This window comes from Pseudomonas sp. AC255, assembly GCF_979258175.1.
In genome coordinates this window covers 5,479,493-5,493,734 of record NZ_OZ409841.1, presented here as the reverse complement: position 1 = coordinate 5,493,734, position 14,242 = coordinate 5,479,493, and the positions used below count along the sequence as shown (strand labels likewise).

The following is a 14,242-nucleotide window of genomic DNA, read 5'->3' as shown; positions in this document are numbered from 1 at the left end:
GTGCTTATCAAGAAAAGTAGCGCGCTATCCACCCGCCAACAGGAAGGCTAAGCTCGTCTTTATAAAGTTCACCGCAGATGGCAATTTTGCCTTGGGACGTGATCACTGCATCCAGGGCAGACGCCATTCGATCGGGCTGACTGAAAGCCAACCAGCCCTTATCAGTGTTGAATGACTTATCGAGCGTACCGGTGAGTAAGTAACGTGCGCACACTGCCTGCGTATCGTAAAAAATATCTCCGCTGCCACTTGTGCCGGCAACGATCAACTTACTGTCCTCCGCTCCGCCAAACGCGCAAGATTGCCACTGCTGACCTTTCTCAGGTGATAGCTTGGAATACAACGGTTTACCTTCGTTGAACACTAGATTCGGTGAGCCGTTCTCGTTGAGCACGACAATTACACCTGTACCCTCGGGAAAATTGTCTTCGAATTGACCTCCTACTATGGCAATCATCCCGTCCTTTGTTCTGACGGCAATATCGCGAAAACGGGGCATATAACGGGACGTAAGCACCACATCGGGAAATTCCTCGTCCCGCACTCCATCCTCTTTGAAACGCACAACATAGGTACCAAAGGTACCTGCATCAAAGTAATCGCCAATTACTACTAAACTACCGTCCGCCTGTGCAGCCACTCCACGCGCGGCATTATCACCAGCAATTCCCAACTCAACCCAGGTCGAACCGGTCTTGTTAAAGGTTTTGTCTAATGTTCCATCAGGATTGAGTCGTATAACCGAACCCTTGGTTTGCGAAGAAGAAGGATCGTAAGTAAAAGTAGCCAGGACAATTTTGCCGCCTGGCAACTCGATGCCGCGTACTCCAGAATTGTCGCCGCCCTGAACAACTGACACGGCATCCAGGCCCGCACTTCGCCGGGCAGTACGCAACGCTCCTCTGCTAAGAGTTGCGGGCACCGCACGGTCTGGAAGAACAAGGACTCCGCCCTTGCCAAACTTGTCGTTGAGACTGCCATCGTCCAGAAGTCGAACAACCAAAAGACCGTTTTCATTAGGTCGCCATGAGTACTCCAAGACGATCAGGAATCCGCCATCACTGAGTAGGCTGGAGCCTAAAATGCTAACAATGTGTTTCTCAGGAATCGTAATGCGCGCAAAACCCCGCTGTTCCACCCCGAAGCCGGTGCCTGCATCGAGTTGCCCTTTTTCAGTGAGTCGCACGATCACGAAGCCGCGGGGATAACCCGGCTCATTCGCCACCGCAACCAGCCTGCCATCGGGCAGAGAAACAATGGCATGGGGAGCGATGCTGGCGAATTCAGGGAAATCCCAAATGCGTGCTCCGTTGTTACCAAACTCAAGATCGGGCGTGCCAGACTTGGTAGTCATGATAGTTATTCTCCAAACAGGTTCAGTCCCTTTACCGCTGGACCATCTCCTCATGAAGCACCAAGACGCCAGTAAAAGCACCTGTCACTTCTGACAGGTGCTTATGGTATTTAGAGACAAATGACCGACTTGGCGAGCCAGCGACCAATATCAGGCCTTATTCGGTTTAGCCTTGCGCGGCTTCAAATACTTCATCAAGCCCTGAAACCACATCACCAGCGCCGGATTGCCCTTGAGCTGGATCGACTTGTCCTGAATCCCCTGCATAAACGCTAACTGCTTGTTCTTCGCCTGCATTGTGGCAAAGCCATAACCGGCATCTTTAAACGCAATCGCAAACGCCGGCTCCGGCACCACGCCAGACTTGCTGGTGATGCGCTGATCCTTGACCACGAAATGCCGCGCCACTTTCCCGTCCAGCGTCTGCAACTGAAACACCAGGTCCTTGTCACCCAACTGCTGCTGAAACGCAGGATTTGTCCGGCTGGCCTTACCCATCAACAAACCCATCATCCACAGGAGAAAACGAAATTTCATGCGCACAGCCTCAAAAGGAAAATGAACGGCCGGGGCAGTGTAAGGGATTCGGACGATAACGCCAGTATCTGACACTGTTGGAAGAGGATGCAGACCATTTCCCGCACGATGACCACCAAGTCACGATTCAGCGCTCGCCCACTGATCGTTCCCCCGATCCGCGTGGGAATGCATCCCGAGACGCTCCGCGTCTCACCACTCACCTTTCCTACACCTGTTGAAACACATCCCTGTAGGAGCCGGCGAAGCCTGCGATCTTTTGATCTTCCGGCCCGCGAATCCATGGGAAGTTTCCTGCAAAGTGCGGGGCTGTCCGTGAACTAGGCGAGCTTGAAGATCACCGATAGGCTTCCTGCGTCATCGGGTATTCGGTGACCGGATGTGCAAGTCCGAATTCGGGAGCAATTACTTCTTACTCCAAGGGATTTACACCGATGACCAATTCAAATACCAACACCGAGGACACCTCCCCCTACGAATCCTTCGATTCAAGAAAACTACATGAAGCCGCCAAACGCGCCCTTGATCACCACTTCGGCAAATCTGATCTCTCTCAGGCCCCACGCCGTGAAGGCTTGTTCAGCCTGAACCAGGACATCGACGCCGAAGCCCTCTTGGCCAACGCCTCGGAAGACCTGCTGTCCATCAGCATCATCGCTGCGGATCTTGCGGACGACATAGATGGCTCACGCCGCTCGGTTGCATTGGCATTGAGTAGGATGGCGGACGGGGTCAGATTGATGGTGGAAGGGACGCTCGACCAGATTGAAGTGCGAAGCGTGGCGGCCAAGTTTTAGTGAGATTCGCGGATGAAAAAGAGGGGGCGTTGAGTCCCCTTTCTCGATGATCCCTGTTTTACCACCGACAGCCTGTCTCTGGAGATGCATCCATGGTGATGTCTTGTTCAAATGAATACTTCTTTCCGGATTTGTAGTTCGTGTAAGTCATCCCGTAAATTCGAGCACCCTGGCTGACCATTTCATATTCGCCTGTCAGCGAGTCTTCGGTCACTTCTACCCAAGTTGTCGTGAACTGAGAAGGCCGCCCCTCTGCCATGACTTCCTCTTCGACACTCCGATAGACAAGGGGAATGACCTTTCGGGACTTCGTGTACTTGACCCCTGCTCCGCTCCACCGTGAGACGGTGTCGTAATAGGATCGAAACTCGAAATTGATGTTCTTGCCTTCCAACGAACGGAAGCAGGAAACCTCGGTGGTAACCTCACCTAGGGCGGTCAGCGGTATTAGAAGAAGCGCAGAAATAAACGCAAACGACGATTTCAAACCGATCATTCCTTAGCGACTTATGGGCAATTGAAAGTGCATTTCTGCGAACTTTACGGGAATAGGGCCCGAATCATTTCTTGGAGACTCCAGCACTGCGCTCACCCACCCTCGCCGGGATCTTCGAAACCTTCCCCGCTTCAGACATTCGCGATGCGTATTGCTTGTACGCCGCCACCGCCCGCTCTTTATCGTTCACGGCCCAATAACTGTCAGCGAGATTCAGGTAAGCAACCGTCCTGTTTGGGTGGTTGGCAATCACTGCATTGAGCAACTCAATCGACTCAGCGTAGTAACCCGCCTCGCCGAGCAGAAAACCGAGGTCGTTGGACCAGCCGGGACGCTGCGGGTAGTAGTACTTTGCGACGATATAGCTATCCGGGGGACAAGTGTCATGCGGGCCACCGCCCATCAACGCGTAGCTCATCGTATCCTTGAAGGAAGAGTCATCACCCTTTCGGTAGGCTGCCAGCGCCATATCCAGCAAATCAGCCGAATTGACGGTCATCAATTTCTTTCTAACGCCCTCAATACTGCCAGTACGAGCAACCTGCAGCTTCTGCAGCACTTCACGCCCATCGAAAGAAGCGAGAGTGATGGGGCCCAGTGTCTGCACCGGCAACTCCACTGCGCTAACAAGCGACCGGTCACAGGAGTCGTTATTCGCCACCTCCAGCAGAGCTTTCAGCTCAAACTGCTTTGAACCTCTGTTGAAGGCGAACAACAGGTTGAAGTTGTAAACCGCGTTATCTTCCTCGCTGGTTACCAGCGCGATGTAATCCCCAGCCTCAACGAACGGTTGCTTGACCACAGCTTCCTCAGCCTGTGGATCAATGACGGTCATGACGCCAGGGCGACCTTTGAGTACATGGACGCTGAAGACACCCTGAAGCGCAGACGAGTACTGACTCTTGATCAGAGGCAGCGCCTTCGACGTATCGAGTAAGATGTCCTCGTCACGCGCTTGTTCCGGCGCAATCAACAATCGGTTAGAAACTTCGTCCGCATCGCCCGCCAGTACAAACACCTTTTGCCGTGATGCATCACCCAGCAAGCTAGCCGGAATTTCCTTGAGGACTTGGGGCGCAGCAAGCGCGGGAGAACCCGGTACAGCGACACAACAAGTTAGAGCGCAGAGAACGCTCTGCAATACGCGTTTCACTTTCTTCAATCCTTGATTCAATCAAATGATGTCCAAATACGTCCCAATTGAGCCCCGATTAGGCACCGGGTTCAGGCGCGCCGCATTTCAGCTCTTTGATTTGCTCGTTCTTGATCGGAATCACACAAGCGAGGCGCTTTTCTCCGAGCCCACGAAGCTCCGTCAAACTGAGCGTCACGTGCAACCCATCGTCGGCAAACGCATGATCCTCAAACCCGGCATCGGCATAGTCCGTCCAAAAAGCCTTGCCCTCGAAATTGCAAAACCGCTTGGAAGACAGCACTCTCCAACCGCCGTTGGGCGCCAGTATCTGGACCGTCAGACATGGGCTGCCAAAGGTGCTGACATAACGTGCCACAATATCGCCGAAGCGCTGGGAGCCGGACAGGTACACCTTGTTGAGATCGACCACATTACCCGGCTCATCAGCGACGATTGTGTTCAGGTAGGCCGCACGCTCCAGACTCAGTCTGGCCATGCAGTTGTTAACCGTTGTGACATGCGCTGCCACCCCAGGCTCGATTTCCGTGGCTTCAAGTGGGCAGGTGGTGTCGCGCAGCTTGATCCAGGCGCGCTGGGACTCTCTGGCCATTGCGACCAGCGCCTTACCCTGCTCAGGGTCACGCCGTTGTTGAGTCTCAAACCGTCCCAGCAGTTTCTTGTAGCTGGCATTGAGTTGCGTGTCGGCTTCTTTGCGAGCTGCCTCCACACACCGATCGACCTGAGCACTCACGGTGATTTCTTTGCAGTCGTCCTCGGCCATCGCAAAAGAGGCAAACAGGCATCCAAAGGACAACGCGATAAAACGCGCAAACATGTTCAATTTTTCATTCCCTGAATGACGGATCGCTCAACTACGCGTTGTGGAGTTTTCTGCGCCTTGCCGTCGGCGCTCATCGCGTCGCGGTACTGGCTGTAATAGCGCTGCGCTTCGTCTTTGCGATCGAGACGCCAGAGTGAATCGGCGATGTTCAACATCAGTACCGTGCGTTTACCAACGGCCTCAACGCCGCGATAAAACTTCAGCGCCAGCTCATCGTTGCCGCCCTCGGCCAAGTAGAAAGCCAAGTCGTTAAAAGCTTGAACATTGCGCGCCGGTGGGTGACAAGCCATATAGGACTCTGGACTTATAGTGCGAAGATTGAATGCGAGTTCTTCCACGCGAGATTGCGGCATCTCAATATTTGAGACCTGCTTCAATAAGTCCTTTGGAGACGGCGTCTGCATGACGAGGTCAGGCGCATCCTCTTCCCCGGAAGTCCACCGATTGCCCTCCCACTTGCCGTAGCAAAACCTGGCTGCAGGCTGACTGAGCACGCAACCGGTCTCCATCGAAATGACCCCGCAACCAGTTTCCTCTGTTGGGATTTCTTCACCCTCCTGGCCAATGACAACGCCATACAGAGTCTGAAGGAGGAGCAATGTTTTCTTGTCGGGACTTAACCAAGCCTCATGCGTTTCAGTACCCACCGCGGGTACATAGAGGGGAAACGTTTTTCCATTGGCGGTAAACGAGGCAACCGCCGCCTCCGCAGCAGGCCTGCCCCATGTCTTGTCCTTCAATGTCACTAAGTGCCCGCCAACCCCCACGATCTGAATATTTTCAGACAAGGCATTGGCTGAAGCTGTCAGGCTCATGACAATCATCAACCACTTAAGGCTGCCCGCGAGAAGACGGTTCATCCACTCACTCCTCATCCATCGGCGACGATTCCACGTCGGTCATGCTCAGCAGCCGGAATTCGTTGTTCACAAATTCGTAGTAACGGTCCCGGTTGCCGCTTTCCAAAGCATTCCCCTGCGCATCTTCTTCGCCGTCGAGCGTGATGCCGGACACGATGATCAAACGGCTGTCGGGCTGGTAAACCATGCCGAACGTGCTGCCGTCGTAAGCATTCGGCAGACCGCCAACCACTTCACCGGTCTGGGCGTCCAGCACTTCGCCGCATATAGCGCTACCGCCACAGCCGAGCCTACGAAGGATGTAATGGCCGGCGAAGTTGACCTTGCCTTTCAGGGCTTGCACCCGTGCCTGATCCATCATTGGGCTGCTGTTTTCTTGGGGCACCAGCTTATGGTTGGGGCCGGTGAAAACTGGCGTGACGGTGTAATCCTTGAAGGTTGGATCGGCAGCGAATGCCATGGACGCGGCAGCCAATATCAAGCTGCCGAGAAGAACCGAAAATCCTTTCACGTAGTAACTCCGTAAATGCAGCGGGGACCGTCGGCTTACTCAGCCTGCCCTTCGTAACGCTGTGTCTGCGGGTCGAATTGCCACAGATGTGGCCGGGTCATGGCCTTTTCACCCTTGTAGCGAATCCGCCCGCGCTTGTCCCTGATGTAGGAGTAGATCTCGATGTCCTTGAACTCACCTCCCCCTTGGCTGGGCCGTCCAGAACTTTGACCCCGGCGAAGTAACCGCCGCCCGAATACCTCAAATAACCACGGCACTGGATCAGGAAGGCGAATGTGCTATCCATTGATGAGCCAATGCCGACGCGGGAATTGAAGATGAAGTCTTCGATGCCATCGCCATTTAGATCGCCGCGAAAAACCACGTGGCCCGGATCGATAGAAAATTCTTTTCCATCGAGACTGGAAAGTATGTCTTCCGGATGTTCACTGCTCTGCGACCATTGCGATAAGAAATATTTTGAGTCAGCTTCCTGATTGCAAACATCTGCCGCCATAACCGCTATCGGCAACCAGCTCACACATAACACCAGCAATCGTTTCACTTCGTATCCTTCGAATTGATCAATTCCAACTCACCATCCCGATACAACACCTCACACCCCACCCACGCCGGATCAACCTGCGGCATCACCGCCGACGGCTTGCGCAATTCGCGTAGCAACGTCGAACCATGCGACAAGCGCCCGCCCATTCGCGCAATCACCGCCCGCGCGGTTTGGTAGTGTGCATGCCGCCCGGGATCGAGTGTGTCTTCGAGCAAAATATCCTCGCCCAGAATGCCCTGCACTTGCCCCGGATAAATCATGAACCCGGTGGCCTGCTCCGCACCTTCGCGACCGTCCTGCCAGAAGCTGCCGTCTCGGGTGCGAACATCGGGATGCGGTGCAAACCAGTGCTCGCGATCCGACAGCGGCATCGCGTGGTGCAGGCGGAAGAAGATGCGCATCAGGTTGTCGCGATACCACTCGCGTACTTGCAGGTAGTAACCGCGTAGGCCCGGCAGGCCGGTCGAATGCGCTAGGCGGATCAGCCCTGACCATTGCGGGAATGCTTGTAACGGCAGCTCAGTCGCCGTAGGTCGAGGCGTAGCGGGATCGGTTTCCCACGGCAATCGATGCGGGCTGTTTTGGAGGTTGTCGTACGCGGTCGGCGGGCGGCCCAGCCAGTCGCCGCCACTGCTGGCCAGCGCCGTGGCGATGCACAGATTGCCTTGCACCACGAACACGTAAAACCGGGTGAACCAGTCCGCAAGTTGTTGGCCATTGGCACTCTGGGCGAAGAGTTCGGCCAGCTCCCGATCAAAGCGCTGCAAGCCATTTTCAAGGCTCAGCAAATGGCTGCGAGCCTTGCGTTGCATGCGCAAAAACAGCGGCAACGAACGCAACATCTTCAGTGGCTGCCACGGCAAATGCGGCGTCGCACCACCGACTTCACCAGCGTAGTTATCGGCGCTGATGCCCCAGTCGGCCAGCCGGGCGAGGAACAGGTCGTTGTTGATGTAGGAAGCGCCGCCGAACACGGCGGTGAACGGCTCGTTGTCCTGCAACACCCGCGCATCCCAACGCGCCATGATCGCCGGGATACTTGCCGCTGCCCGGCGCTGGGCGTACTCCACAAAAACGCTCGGTTGCGGCGGCAGGATCTCGGCGATGTTGGCGGCAGTCAGGTGTCGGCGCCAGCCGTAGTCGCTGATCGGCCGGTATTGCAGCAGCCAGAGTTGCGAGCCATCCCAGGCCCATTCGACGTCGCCGGGCACGTAATGGAACACGCGCAACACGTCTTGCAGAAAGCGCCAGAGCAGGTCTTCGGTCAATCCATGGGACGGCGTGAACGTGCCGCTTCGCCACGCATCGCCGAGCCGCGAAAGCGTTGCTCGCGAAGGGCTGACGTGACCGTCGGCCAGCGATTCGAGATGGCCTTCAACCCACTCAAGTTCTACCGAGAGATGGCGCACGAACGCGATGCCGGAAACGACCGGCGTGATGAAGCGCTGCACCACCACTTCCTCGACGCCTTCGGCCGTCAGTTCGGCGATGCGTTTCGGCACGTTGGCGGTCGGCTCGCGCAGATAGGTGGTGCTCAAACCGGCATTCGCCGAATCGGCCTGATCCTCACCGTAACTGGAGGAGCGCACCGCCCAGGTCACATCAGGTTGGGCGGCGAGAAATGCCGGCAGACGCGGATCGCTGCAATCGTTGAGCGTCAGCGCCGCCGGCACCGCTTGCCGCGCCAGTTCGGCCAGGCGCAAACGCCCGCCCTTGGTGTGGGCGACAAACCCGCGCTCGCCCGACTCCAGCCACTCGGCGAATTCGGCGGGCGAGTCGATCCACGGGTAATGGCCCCAACCGGGTTTCAGGCTGATGGTCAGATCTGCGCGGGCGAGAATCGCCGACCACGCTGCCGCTTGCTCGATACCGAGCACAGCGTCCTGATCGCCCCAAACCACCTCGACCGGATCGGTGATCCACTCCAGCAGCGGCAACGCGGTGTCGGCGCGAATCAGATCCCAGTGCGGCACAAACGCACGGCAGCGCGCATAGCCGGCGCCCATGCGCTGGTACTGCGCGGGCGTCCAGGTCTGGTTAGAGAACTTGCGCGCGAACAGCGTGGGTTTGTTCGACAGCAGCCAGTGGATGGTCTTGCGGATCGGCAGCGGCGACATTAATGCCGGCAAGCGACGCTGCCACAAAAACGCCCCAACCGGCGCCAACAGAACACTACGCGAAAAGTGCCCGGGCCGACGTTGCAACGCGTGCAGCACCAGCAACGCGTTGACCCCGACCGCCATGATCGCGCTGCCCTGCTTCGTCATCGCCAGCAAGGTTTGCGCGTAGTCCGCCAGATCCTCGCAGGGCGGTTGCGGATTGGCGCCGAAGCCCGGCAACTCCAGTGGCACCAAGTCGTAGCGCTGAAAGTGCGGCAGCGCATCGTCCCACCAATCAGCGGCGCTGCCGTTGCCGGCCAGCAGGTACATCAACGGCTTGCTCATGAGCGATCCTCAGGTCAGATCGCGCAGAGCGGCGTCGAGAGTTGGATAACGGAATGTGTAGCCGGCCTCGGTCAAACGCTGCGGCACCACGCGCTGACCGTCGAAAAACAACTGCGCCATCTCCCCCGCCATTGCACGCACTGGCGCGGCGGGAATGTGCAACCACACCGGACGCTTGAGGACCTTGCCGGCCTGCTCGGCAAACGCTGCCTGACTGACCGTCTCGGGCGCGACCATGTTGTAGGTGCCACGCAGATTTTCGTCGTTGAAAGCCCGCGCGATCACCTGAAGCACATCGTCGCGATGCACCCAGCTCATGATCTGCCGACCGTCACCCATGCGCCCGCCGAAACCCAGGCGGAATGGCAGCAGCAACGGCGTCAACGCACCGCCGGGGCCGAACACCACGCCGAGACGCAGCACTACCTGACGCACGCCAAACTCGGTGGCCGGTTGCGCGGCGGCTTCCCAACGCGCGCAGAGTTCGGCCATGAAGCCGTCGCCCTTGCTGGCGTGTTCGTCGAGGCTTTCGCTGGCATCGCGTACGCCGTAGAAACCGATGGCCGAGGCTTGAATCCATAGCGAGGGTTTCTGCTTGGTGTTCTTCAGCCAGGTCATCAACGCTTCGGTGGTGCCGACTCGGCTGGCGAGCAGTTGTGCCTGACGCTTGGGAGTCCAGCGTGGGCCGGCGACAGGCGCGCCGGCGAGATTGATCACTACGTCGAAGGTGTCGTCGTGGCTGAGTTCGCTGAGCGAATGCACACAGCGGACGCGGCCATTGAATAGATTGGCCGCGTTCAACGGATCGCGCGTCAGTATGCTGACCGAGTGGCCGGCGTCGAGTAATTGATTGACCAAGGCTTCACCGATGAACCCGGTGCCGCCGGTGATTAGCACTCGCTTGTAGGCGCCATCGGCAAACGGGTTGGATTGGCTCGGTGCCTTTACTGAAGAAGCCTTTCGGCGGTCATGCCGATACAGCCAAAATAGCGGCGGCAACAACACCAGCAACGCAAATCCATCAAGCCACACGTGCGACCAGACCTGCTGTTGCGCCGAGAGCCACATGTCCTGCGGCGCCCATAACAGGATGCCGGCGATCAACCATCCCCAGACTGCCGGCACCTTGAGGCGATTGCCCAGATGCACCAATGCGAGCATATACAGCGAATAACTTTGCAGCGTCGCGCCGAACAGCGCGAGCCACCAGACTTGTTGTTCGTGGCCGGCAGCAGGTACGGCATCGGCGCCCCAGAACGACAGTTCGAGGACTTGCAGGTAGCCATCGAGCACGCCGGAGTCACCGGCCCAGGTCAGGGTAAAACCGGCGAGGATGTGCGTGATCGCAGCGGCATATAGCCAAAGCACCAACGCTGGGCGAAGCGAGGAAGAAGAGGCTGGCATTCCGTGTCCTGAGCGCGTTCCTTGGGGGTGGGGAGTTTAAAGGAAAATCGGGGGAGTCAGATGCTCAAGCGTTAAACGTTTTAGCGTGAGGGATTCAGACAAAACTTTTGCAAAAACCGCTTCAAACAGCCCCTCGAAATTCAAATGCAGTGGCTGGCTTTGATCGGCGCCGTGGCTGACGATCCCAATCGCCCCACGTTGAAGAGGCCCAGCTGATCACCTTTGTCAGCCGCCATTTGATAACAGGCTAACGCTCGAGATATATCCTTCGTTCCCAACTCCCCACCCTCAAAGGTAGAGGCCAGGTAATTCATCGCGTCCGTAGAGCCCATGATAATCGCTCGAATAACCTGCTCTTCTGCCTGCTTGGGATGAAGGCAAGGGCCGTTATAGTCAGTGGAGTTTCCCGAACAAAGAAACGTCGCATAGCCCATCGCACCCTTTGGTATTTTCGAAGCCGCTTTGAACAAAGCCTCAACCTTAGGGGTTTCCAACTGAGATGCCATTTGCGAAAGACTCAGGCTCGCCGCCGACAGGCTGGCCTGTGCATCACCTGACTCTGCAGCACACACAAAATTTTCCAGCGACGCTTCAATCAGCTCCGCAGTCAGCCGGTATTGCTCAAGAGACCCCAGCCCACCCAACGCTTCTGCACGCTGATAACAAAAGTTTTCGGCGCGGCTCATTCCCGGGTTATCCGTTGCGACAAGATCCTTTTCGCTGATCGACCAATCCTCAATCCCCTCAAGCACCCAGCACGCCTGACGAGAGAAGTTGAAAATCTTGATATTGCTGTTGCCCGCCCGTTTGTCCACAACGTTGACGTGACTGTCATCGACCTCTTCGATCTCGACTCCAGGTGTCTTGCCGGGTGTGATTGCAGCCATCAGCGGATAGGTGAAGGTTGTTCCACTGACACCCGAGGTCGAAGGCTCGAAGGTACTTCGATCCTTCCCCGCTACCGGTTTCAACACCAGCGACTTGACCGTCATCGCAGTGAGCCGACGTTGTGATTCGCTGTTGGCGGAAAACGCTGTCAGGAAAGGAGCGAACTCCTCCGAGGGGCAAGCGTCATTGGTCGGTGCCGTCGAAGCGCTCTTGTCGAATGCAAGAGCAGGGGCGATCTTCTCCAGATACGCCGAGCGCTCGCGACTCATTCTGGCGATACACGAGTTAACGGCAAACACATGCGCTGACATCCCAGTCTCGATTTCGAATGCCTCCAACGGACAATTCGCATCGCGCAATTTCAGCCACGCACGTTGCGACTCTTTAACCTTCGCCGCGTACTCCGCACCCAACGCCGGATTTGCCCGATAGTCAGACTCAAGCCGCGACATCAGTTGCTTGTAGCTGACATTCAACTGCGTATCGGCAGCCTTCTTCGCCGCCTCCGAGCACGGCACCATTTCCAGACTTGAGGTGACTTGGCTGCAGTCGTCCTGCGCATAGGCAGCTGAAGCCGGCAGCATTACGGCCAGCAGGGTTAAAACAAAACGGTTCACTGTGTTCATCTTTGAGTCATTCAGGTTTTGCGTTTGGTGAATCGGGTGATGCATTGCTTGGGTATGTTCATTTCCCAGTAAGTGCTGAGCAACGCTTTGCGTTTTTTGTCGACGCGCAGGTTAACGAAGCCATCGCCGCAGTCCGGCTACCACTCTTCGAACACACCGGTTTTGGTCCTTTTCAATGTCTGCTTTTGTCCGGTGCCAAAGCCAATTGGCGAGTACGCTCTATCGTCGCGCGAATTAGGCAGGCATCGGACCACTCACCGAAAACTGATTTATGCAATTTCGGGTCGGCCTGGCACTCCGCATCTCGAAATTTCATCCAGGCTCTTTGAGTTTCTCTCAGTGCTTTCTGACCGCTTTCGTCCAGCCGACTCATACGATCCCGAAATACAGAATTCAACAATGCATCCGCGTCAGGAACCATCAGATCAAGAACGCCATTTCCCGAGGGAAACCACTCAACGTCCGCCAATGCCTGTTCGCTCTCATTGTTCCAATTGTAGAGGCCGTTTTCTTCGATCTTCAGTGTGGCGGATCGCTGATGGTGATTCGTCGGATCGCTTTCGCTGACCTCTGAGCGATAAACAATTTCCAAATAGATAGGGTCGGTTGTGCGCTGAGGATCATTCAATAGCGTTTGCCGAACAATGGCCCGTTGCTTATTGCTCTCAGTGATCTCTATCGAAAAGCACGGATCCGGCCCAGGACGTTCTGCGAACGCCTTCCTCTCCAGGCATTGAGTACGAACCGCCATGGAAGGGGTATCCGAACCGCCACCCACATCAACGACTCTGACAAGCAACCGGACTTCCGGATCCTTGGAAAAGTCGGCCTGAAGGATGGTGGCAATCATCGTGCCCTCAGCCATGACCACAGGCGACAGTATTGAAAGTAAAAAAATGAGGCTGAATCTGAAAATCTGCATTCCTTGGCGTCCGTAAAAAACTCAGTGATCCGTTCAATTCTGAACGGGCCTGCGACAGAAGATAGAGTCAGAACCGAAAAACGGGCCAGATCTATTTAAGTTCTCAACCAAATTCAAAGCGATCGAACGCAACAAATAAATCCGTCCACTTTGATTCGTCCCCTTTGATTATTAAAAAATTCAGATGAAAACAAATCCTTCCTCTACCTTAGAGCCTCACTCAACAAACTCAATAGTTTCAACCATCTTAATAACCTCCTTCAACGCAGAACCATTTAGATCATTCAAGTAGGCCACACTTCCACCTCCACAAAGTGCAGCAGATCCATGGGGGATGCAGAATCCAAACCCACGCGTTCGATCCTCTTCTTCACCATTTGTAACATCCTGAGATATCGCGGGACCTTCCCAGTTCTTCCCTTTTAATACATAAAAAGTATTATGCATGGACGTGTCAGCCTCAACATCTGGATCCAAACTCATTACCCATCCTTTGTCAGTCATTTTCCCACCCGAAAAGTTAGCAAAAGTTTGGGCATCGGCGGGATCCACACATCGTAATTTCAAATCGACTTCTATCGGCCGCCTAGAATTAGGCTTAATAATCTTCGAATAAAATAAGAGCGCAGGCACTTCTTCCTTATCCACCACATAATCACCTCCGTACAAATTATTCATTTTAAATTTGCACGCATTGATATCTGCAAATATGACCGACGACTTCACATTCGCTTCATTAGCGAACGAAACCGACGAAATTGAAAGAACCAAAATAATCAACCAAACCTTCATCACTGTCTCCTCGCCTTAAACAGATCTGGGAGCTTAAGAAAAAAGGGGACAGAAAAAAGGGAAAAATGGGACAGACCACGTTTTGTGG

Annotated in this window: 14 protein-coding genes; 1 reads left to right on the top strand and 13 read right to left on the bottom strand. The window is 55.5% G+C overall.

Going from position 1 to position 14,242, the window contains the following annotated elements; all coding sequences use genetic code 11:
* Positions 1-7: 7 nt before the first annotated feature.
* Positions 8-1,354, bottom strand: a complete 1,347-nt coding sequence (locus tag ACZZ0K_RS24690) for a delta-60 repeat domain-containing protein (RefSeq protein WP_463559552.1) — start codon at positions 1,352-1,354, stop codon at positions 8-10.
* Between the two features lie 150 nt (positions 1,355-1,504).
* Complete coding sequence (locus ACZZ0K_RS24685) at positions 1,505-1,891, bottom strand: SCP2 sterol-binding domain-containing protein (protein WP_252879099.1); 387 nt, start codon at positions 1,889-1,891, stop codon at positions 1,505-1,507.
* Positions 1,892-2,325: 434 nt separating this feature from the next.
* Between ACZZ0K_RS24685 and ACZZ0K_RS24680 the strand changes: the two genes are divergently transcribed.
* Complete coding sequence (locus ACZZ0K_RS24680; RefSeq protein ID WP_150742902.1) at positions 2,326-2,688, top strand: DUF6124 family protein; 363 nt, start codon at positions 2,326-2,328, stop codon at positions 2,686-2,688.
* A gap of 58 nt (positions 2,689-2,746) precedes the next feature.
* On the opposite strand, the gene ACZZ0K_RS24675 is transcribed toward ACZZ0K_RS24680, so the two are convergent.
* The 11 genes from ACZZ0K_RS24675 to ACZZ0K_RS24625 all read right to left on the bottom strand — a co-directional run bounded on the left by ACZZ0K_RS24675 (position 2,747) and on the right by ACZZ0K_RS24625 (position 14,154).
* A complete protein-coding gene (locus ACZZ0K_RS24675) occupies positions 2,747-3,184 on the bottom strand; it encodes a hypothetical protein (protein ID WP_081489846.1) in 438 nt (145 codons plus the stop codon).
* Between the two features lie 64 nt (positions 3,185-3,248).
* Positions 3,249-4,337, bottom strand: coding sequence for a tetratricopeptide repeat protein (locus ACZZ0K_RS24670; protein ID WP_252882870.1), 1,089 nt, complete (start codon positions 4,335-4,337; stop codon positions 3,249-3,251).
* Positions 4,338-4,395: 58 nt separating this feature from the next.
* Positions 4,396-5,154 (bottom strand): lysozyme inhibitor LprI family protein, encoded by a 759-nt coding sequence (locus tag ACZZ0K_RS24665; protein WP_252882871.1) that lies wholly within the window; start codon positions 5,152-5,154, stop codon positions 4,396-4,398.
* Between the two features lie 2 nt (positions 5,155-5,156).
* The gene (locus ACZZ0K_RS24660) at positions 5,157-6,020 is read right to left on the bottom strand and encodes a tetratricopeptide repeat protein (protein WP_150742899.1); all 864 of its coding nucleotides are present in this window, start codon (positions 6,018-6,020) and stop codon (positions 5,157-5,159) included.
* A 4-nt stretch (positions 6,021-6,024) separates the two neighbouring features.
* Positions 6,025-6,480: a hypothetical protein gene (locus ACZZ0K_RS24655; protein WP_150742969.1), complete on the bottom strand. Its 456-nt coding sequence runs from the start codon at positions 6,478-6,480 to the stop codon at positions 6,025-6,027.
* A 148-nt stretch (positions 6,481-6,628) separates the two neighbouring features.
* On the bottom strand, positions 6,629-7,075 hold the full coding sequence (locus ACZZ0K_RS24650) for a hypothetical protein (RefSeq protein ID WP_463559543.1): 447 nt from the start codon (positions 7,073-7,075) through the stop codon (positions 6,629-6,631).
* Positions 7,072-9,522 (bottom strand): alpha/beta fold hydrolase, encoded by a 2,451-nt coding sequence (locus ACZZ0K_RS24645; protein WP_252882872.1) that lies wholly within the window; start codon positions 9,520-9,522, stop codon positions 7,072-7,074. The genes ACZZ0K_RS24650 and ACZZ0K_RS24645 overlap by 4 nt, the downstream gene beginning before the upstream one ends.
* Before the next feature lie 9 nt (positions 9,523-9,531).
* Positions 9,532-10,926, bottom strand: coding sequence for a TIGR01777 family oxidoreductase (locus tag ACZZ0K_RS24640; protein WP_252882873.1), 1,395 nt, complete (start codon positions 10,924-10,926; stop codon positions 9,532-9,534).
* A gap of 140 nt (positions 10,927-11,066) precedes the next feature.
* Positions 11,067-12,431 carry a lysozyme inhibitor LprI family protein gene (locus ACZZ0K_RS24635; RefSeq protein ID WP_252883906.1) on the bottom strand — a complete coding sequence of 455 codons (1,365 nt, stop codon included), beginning with the start codon at positions 12,429-12,431 and terminating at the stop codon, positions 11,067-11,069.
* 181 nt (positions 12,432-12,612) lie between these two features.
* Positions 12,613-13,362: a lysozyme inhibitor LprI family protein gene (locus ACZZ0K_RS24630; RefSeq protein WP_252882874.1), complete on the bottom strand. Its 750-nt coding sequence runs from the start codon at positions 13,360-13,362 to the stop codon at positions 12,613-12,615.
* A gap of 216 nt (positions 13,363-13,578) precedes the next feature.
* Entirely contained in the window at positions 13,579-14,154 is a 576-nt protein-coding gene (locus tag ACZZ0K_RS24625; RefSeq protein WP_252882875.1) for a hypothetical protein, read from the bottom strand.
* Positions 14,155-14,242 lie beyond the last annotated feature (88 nt).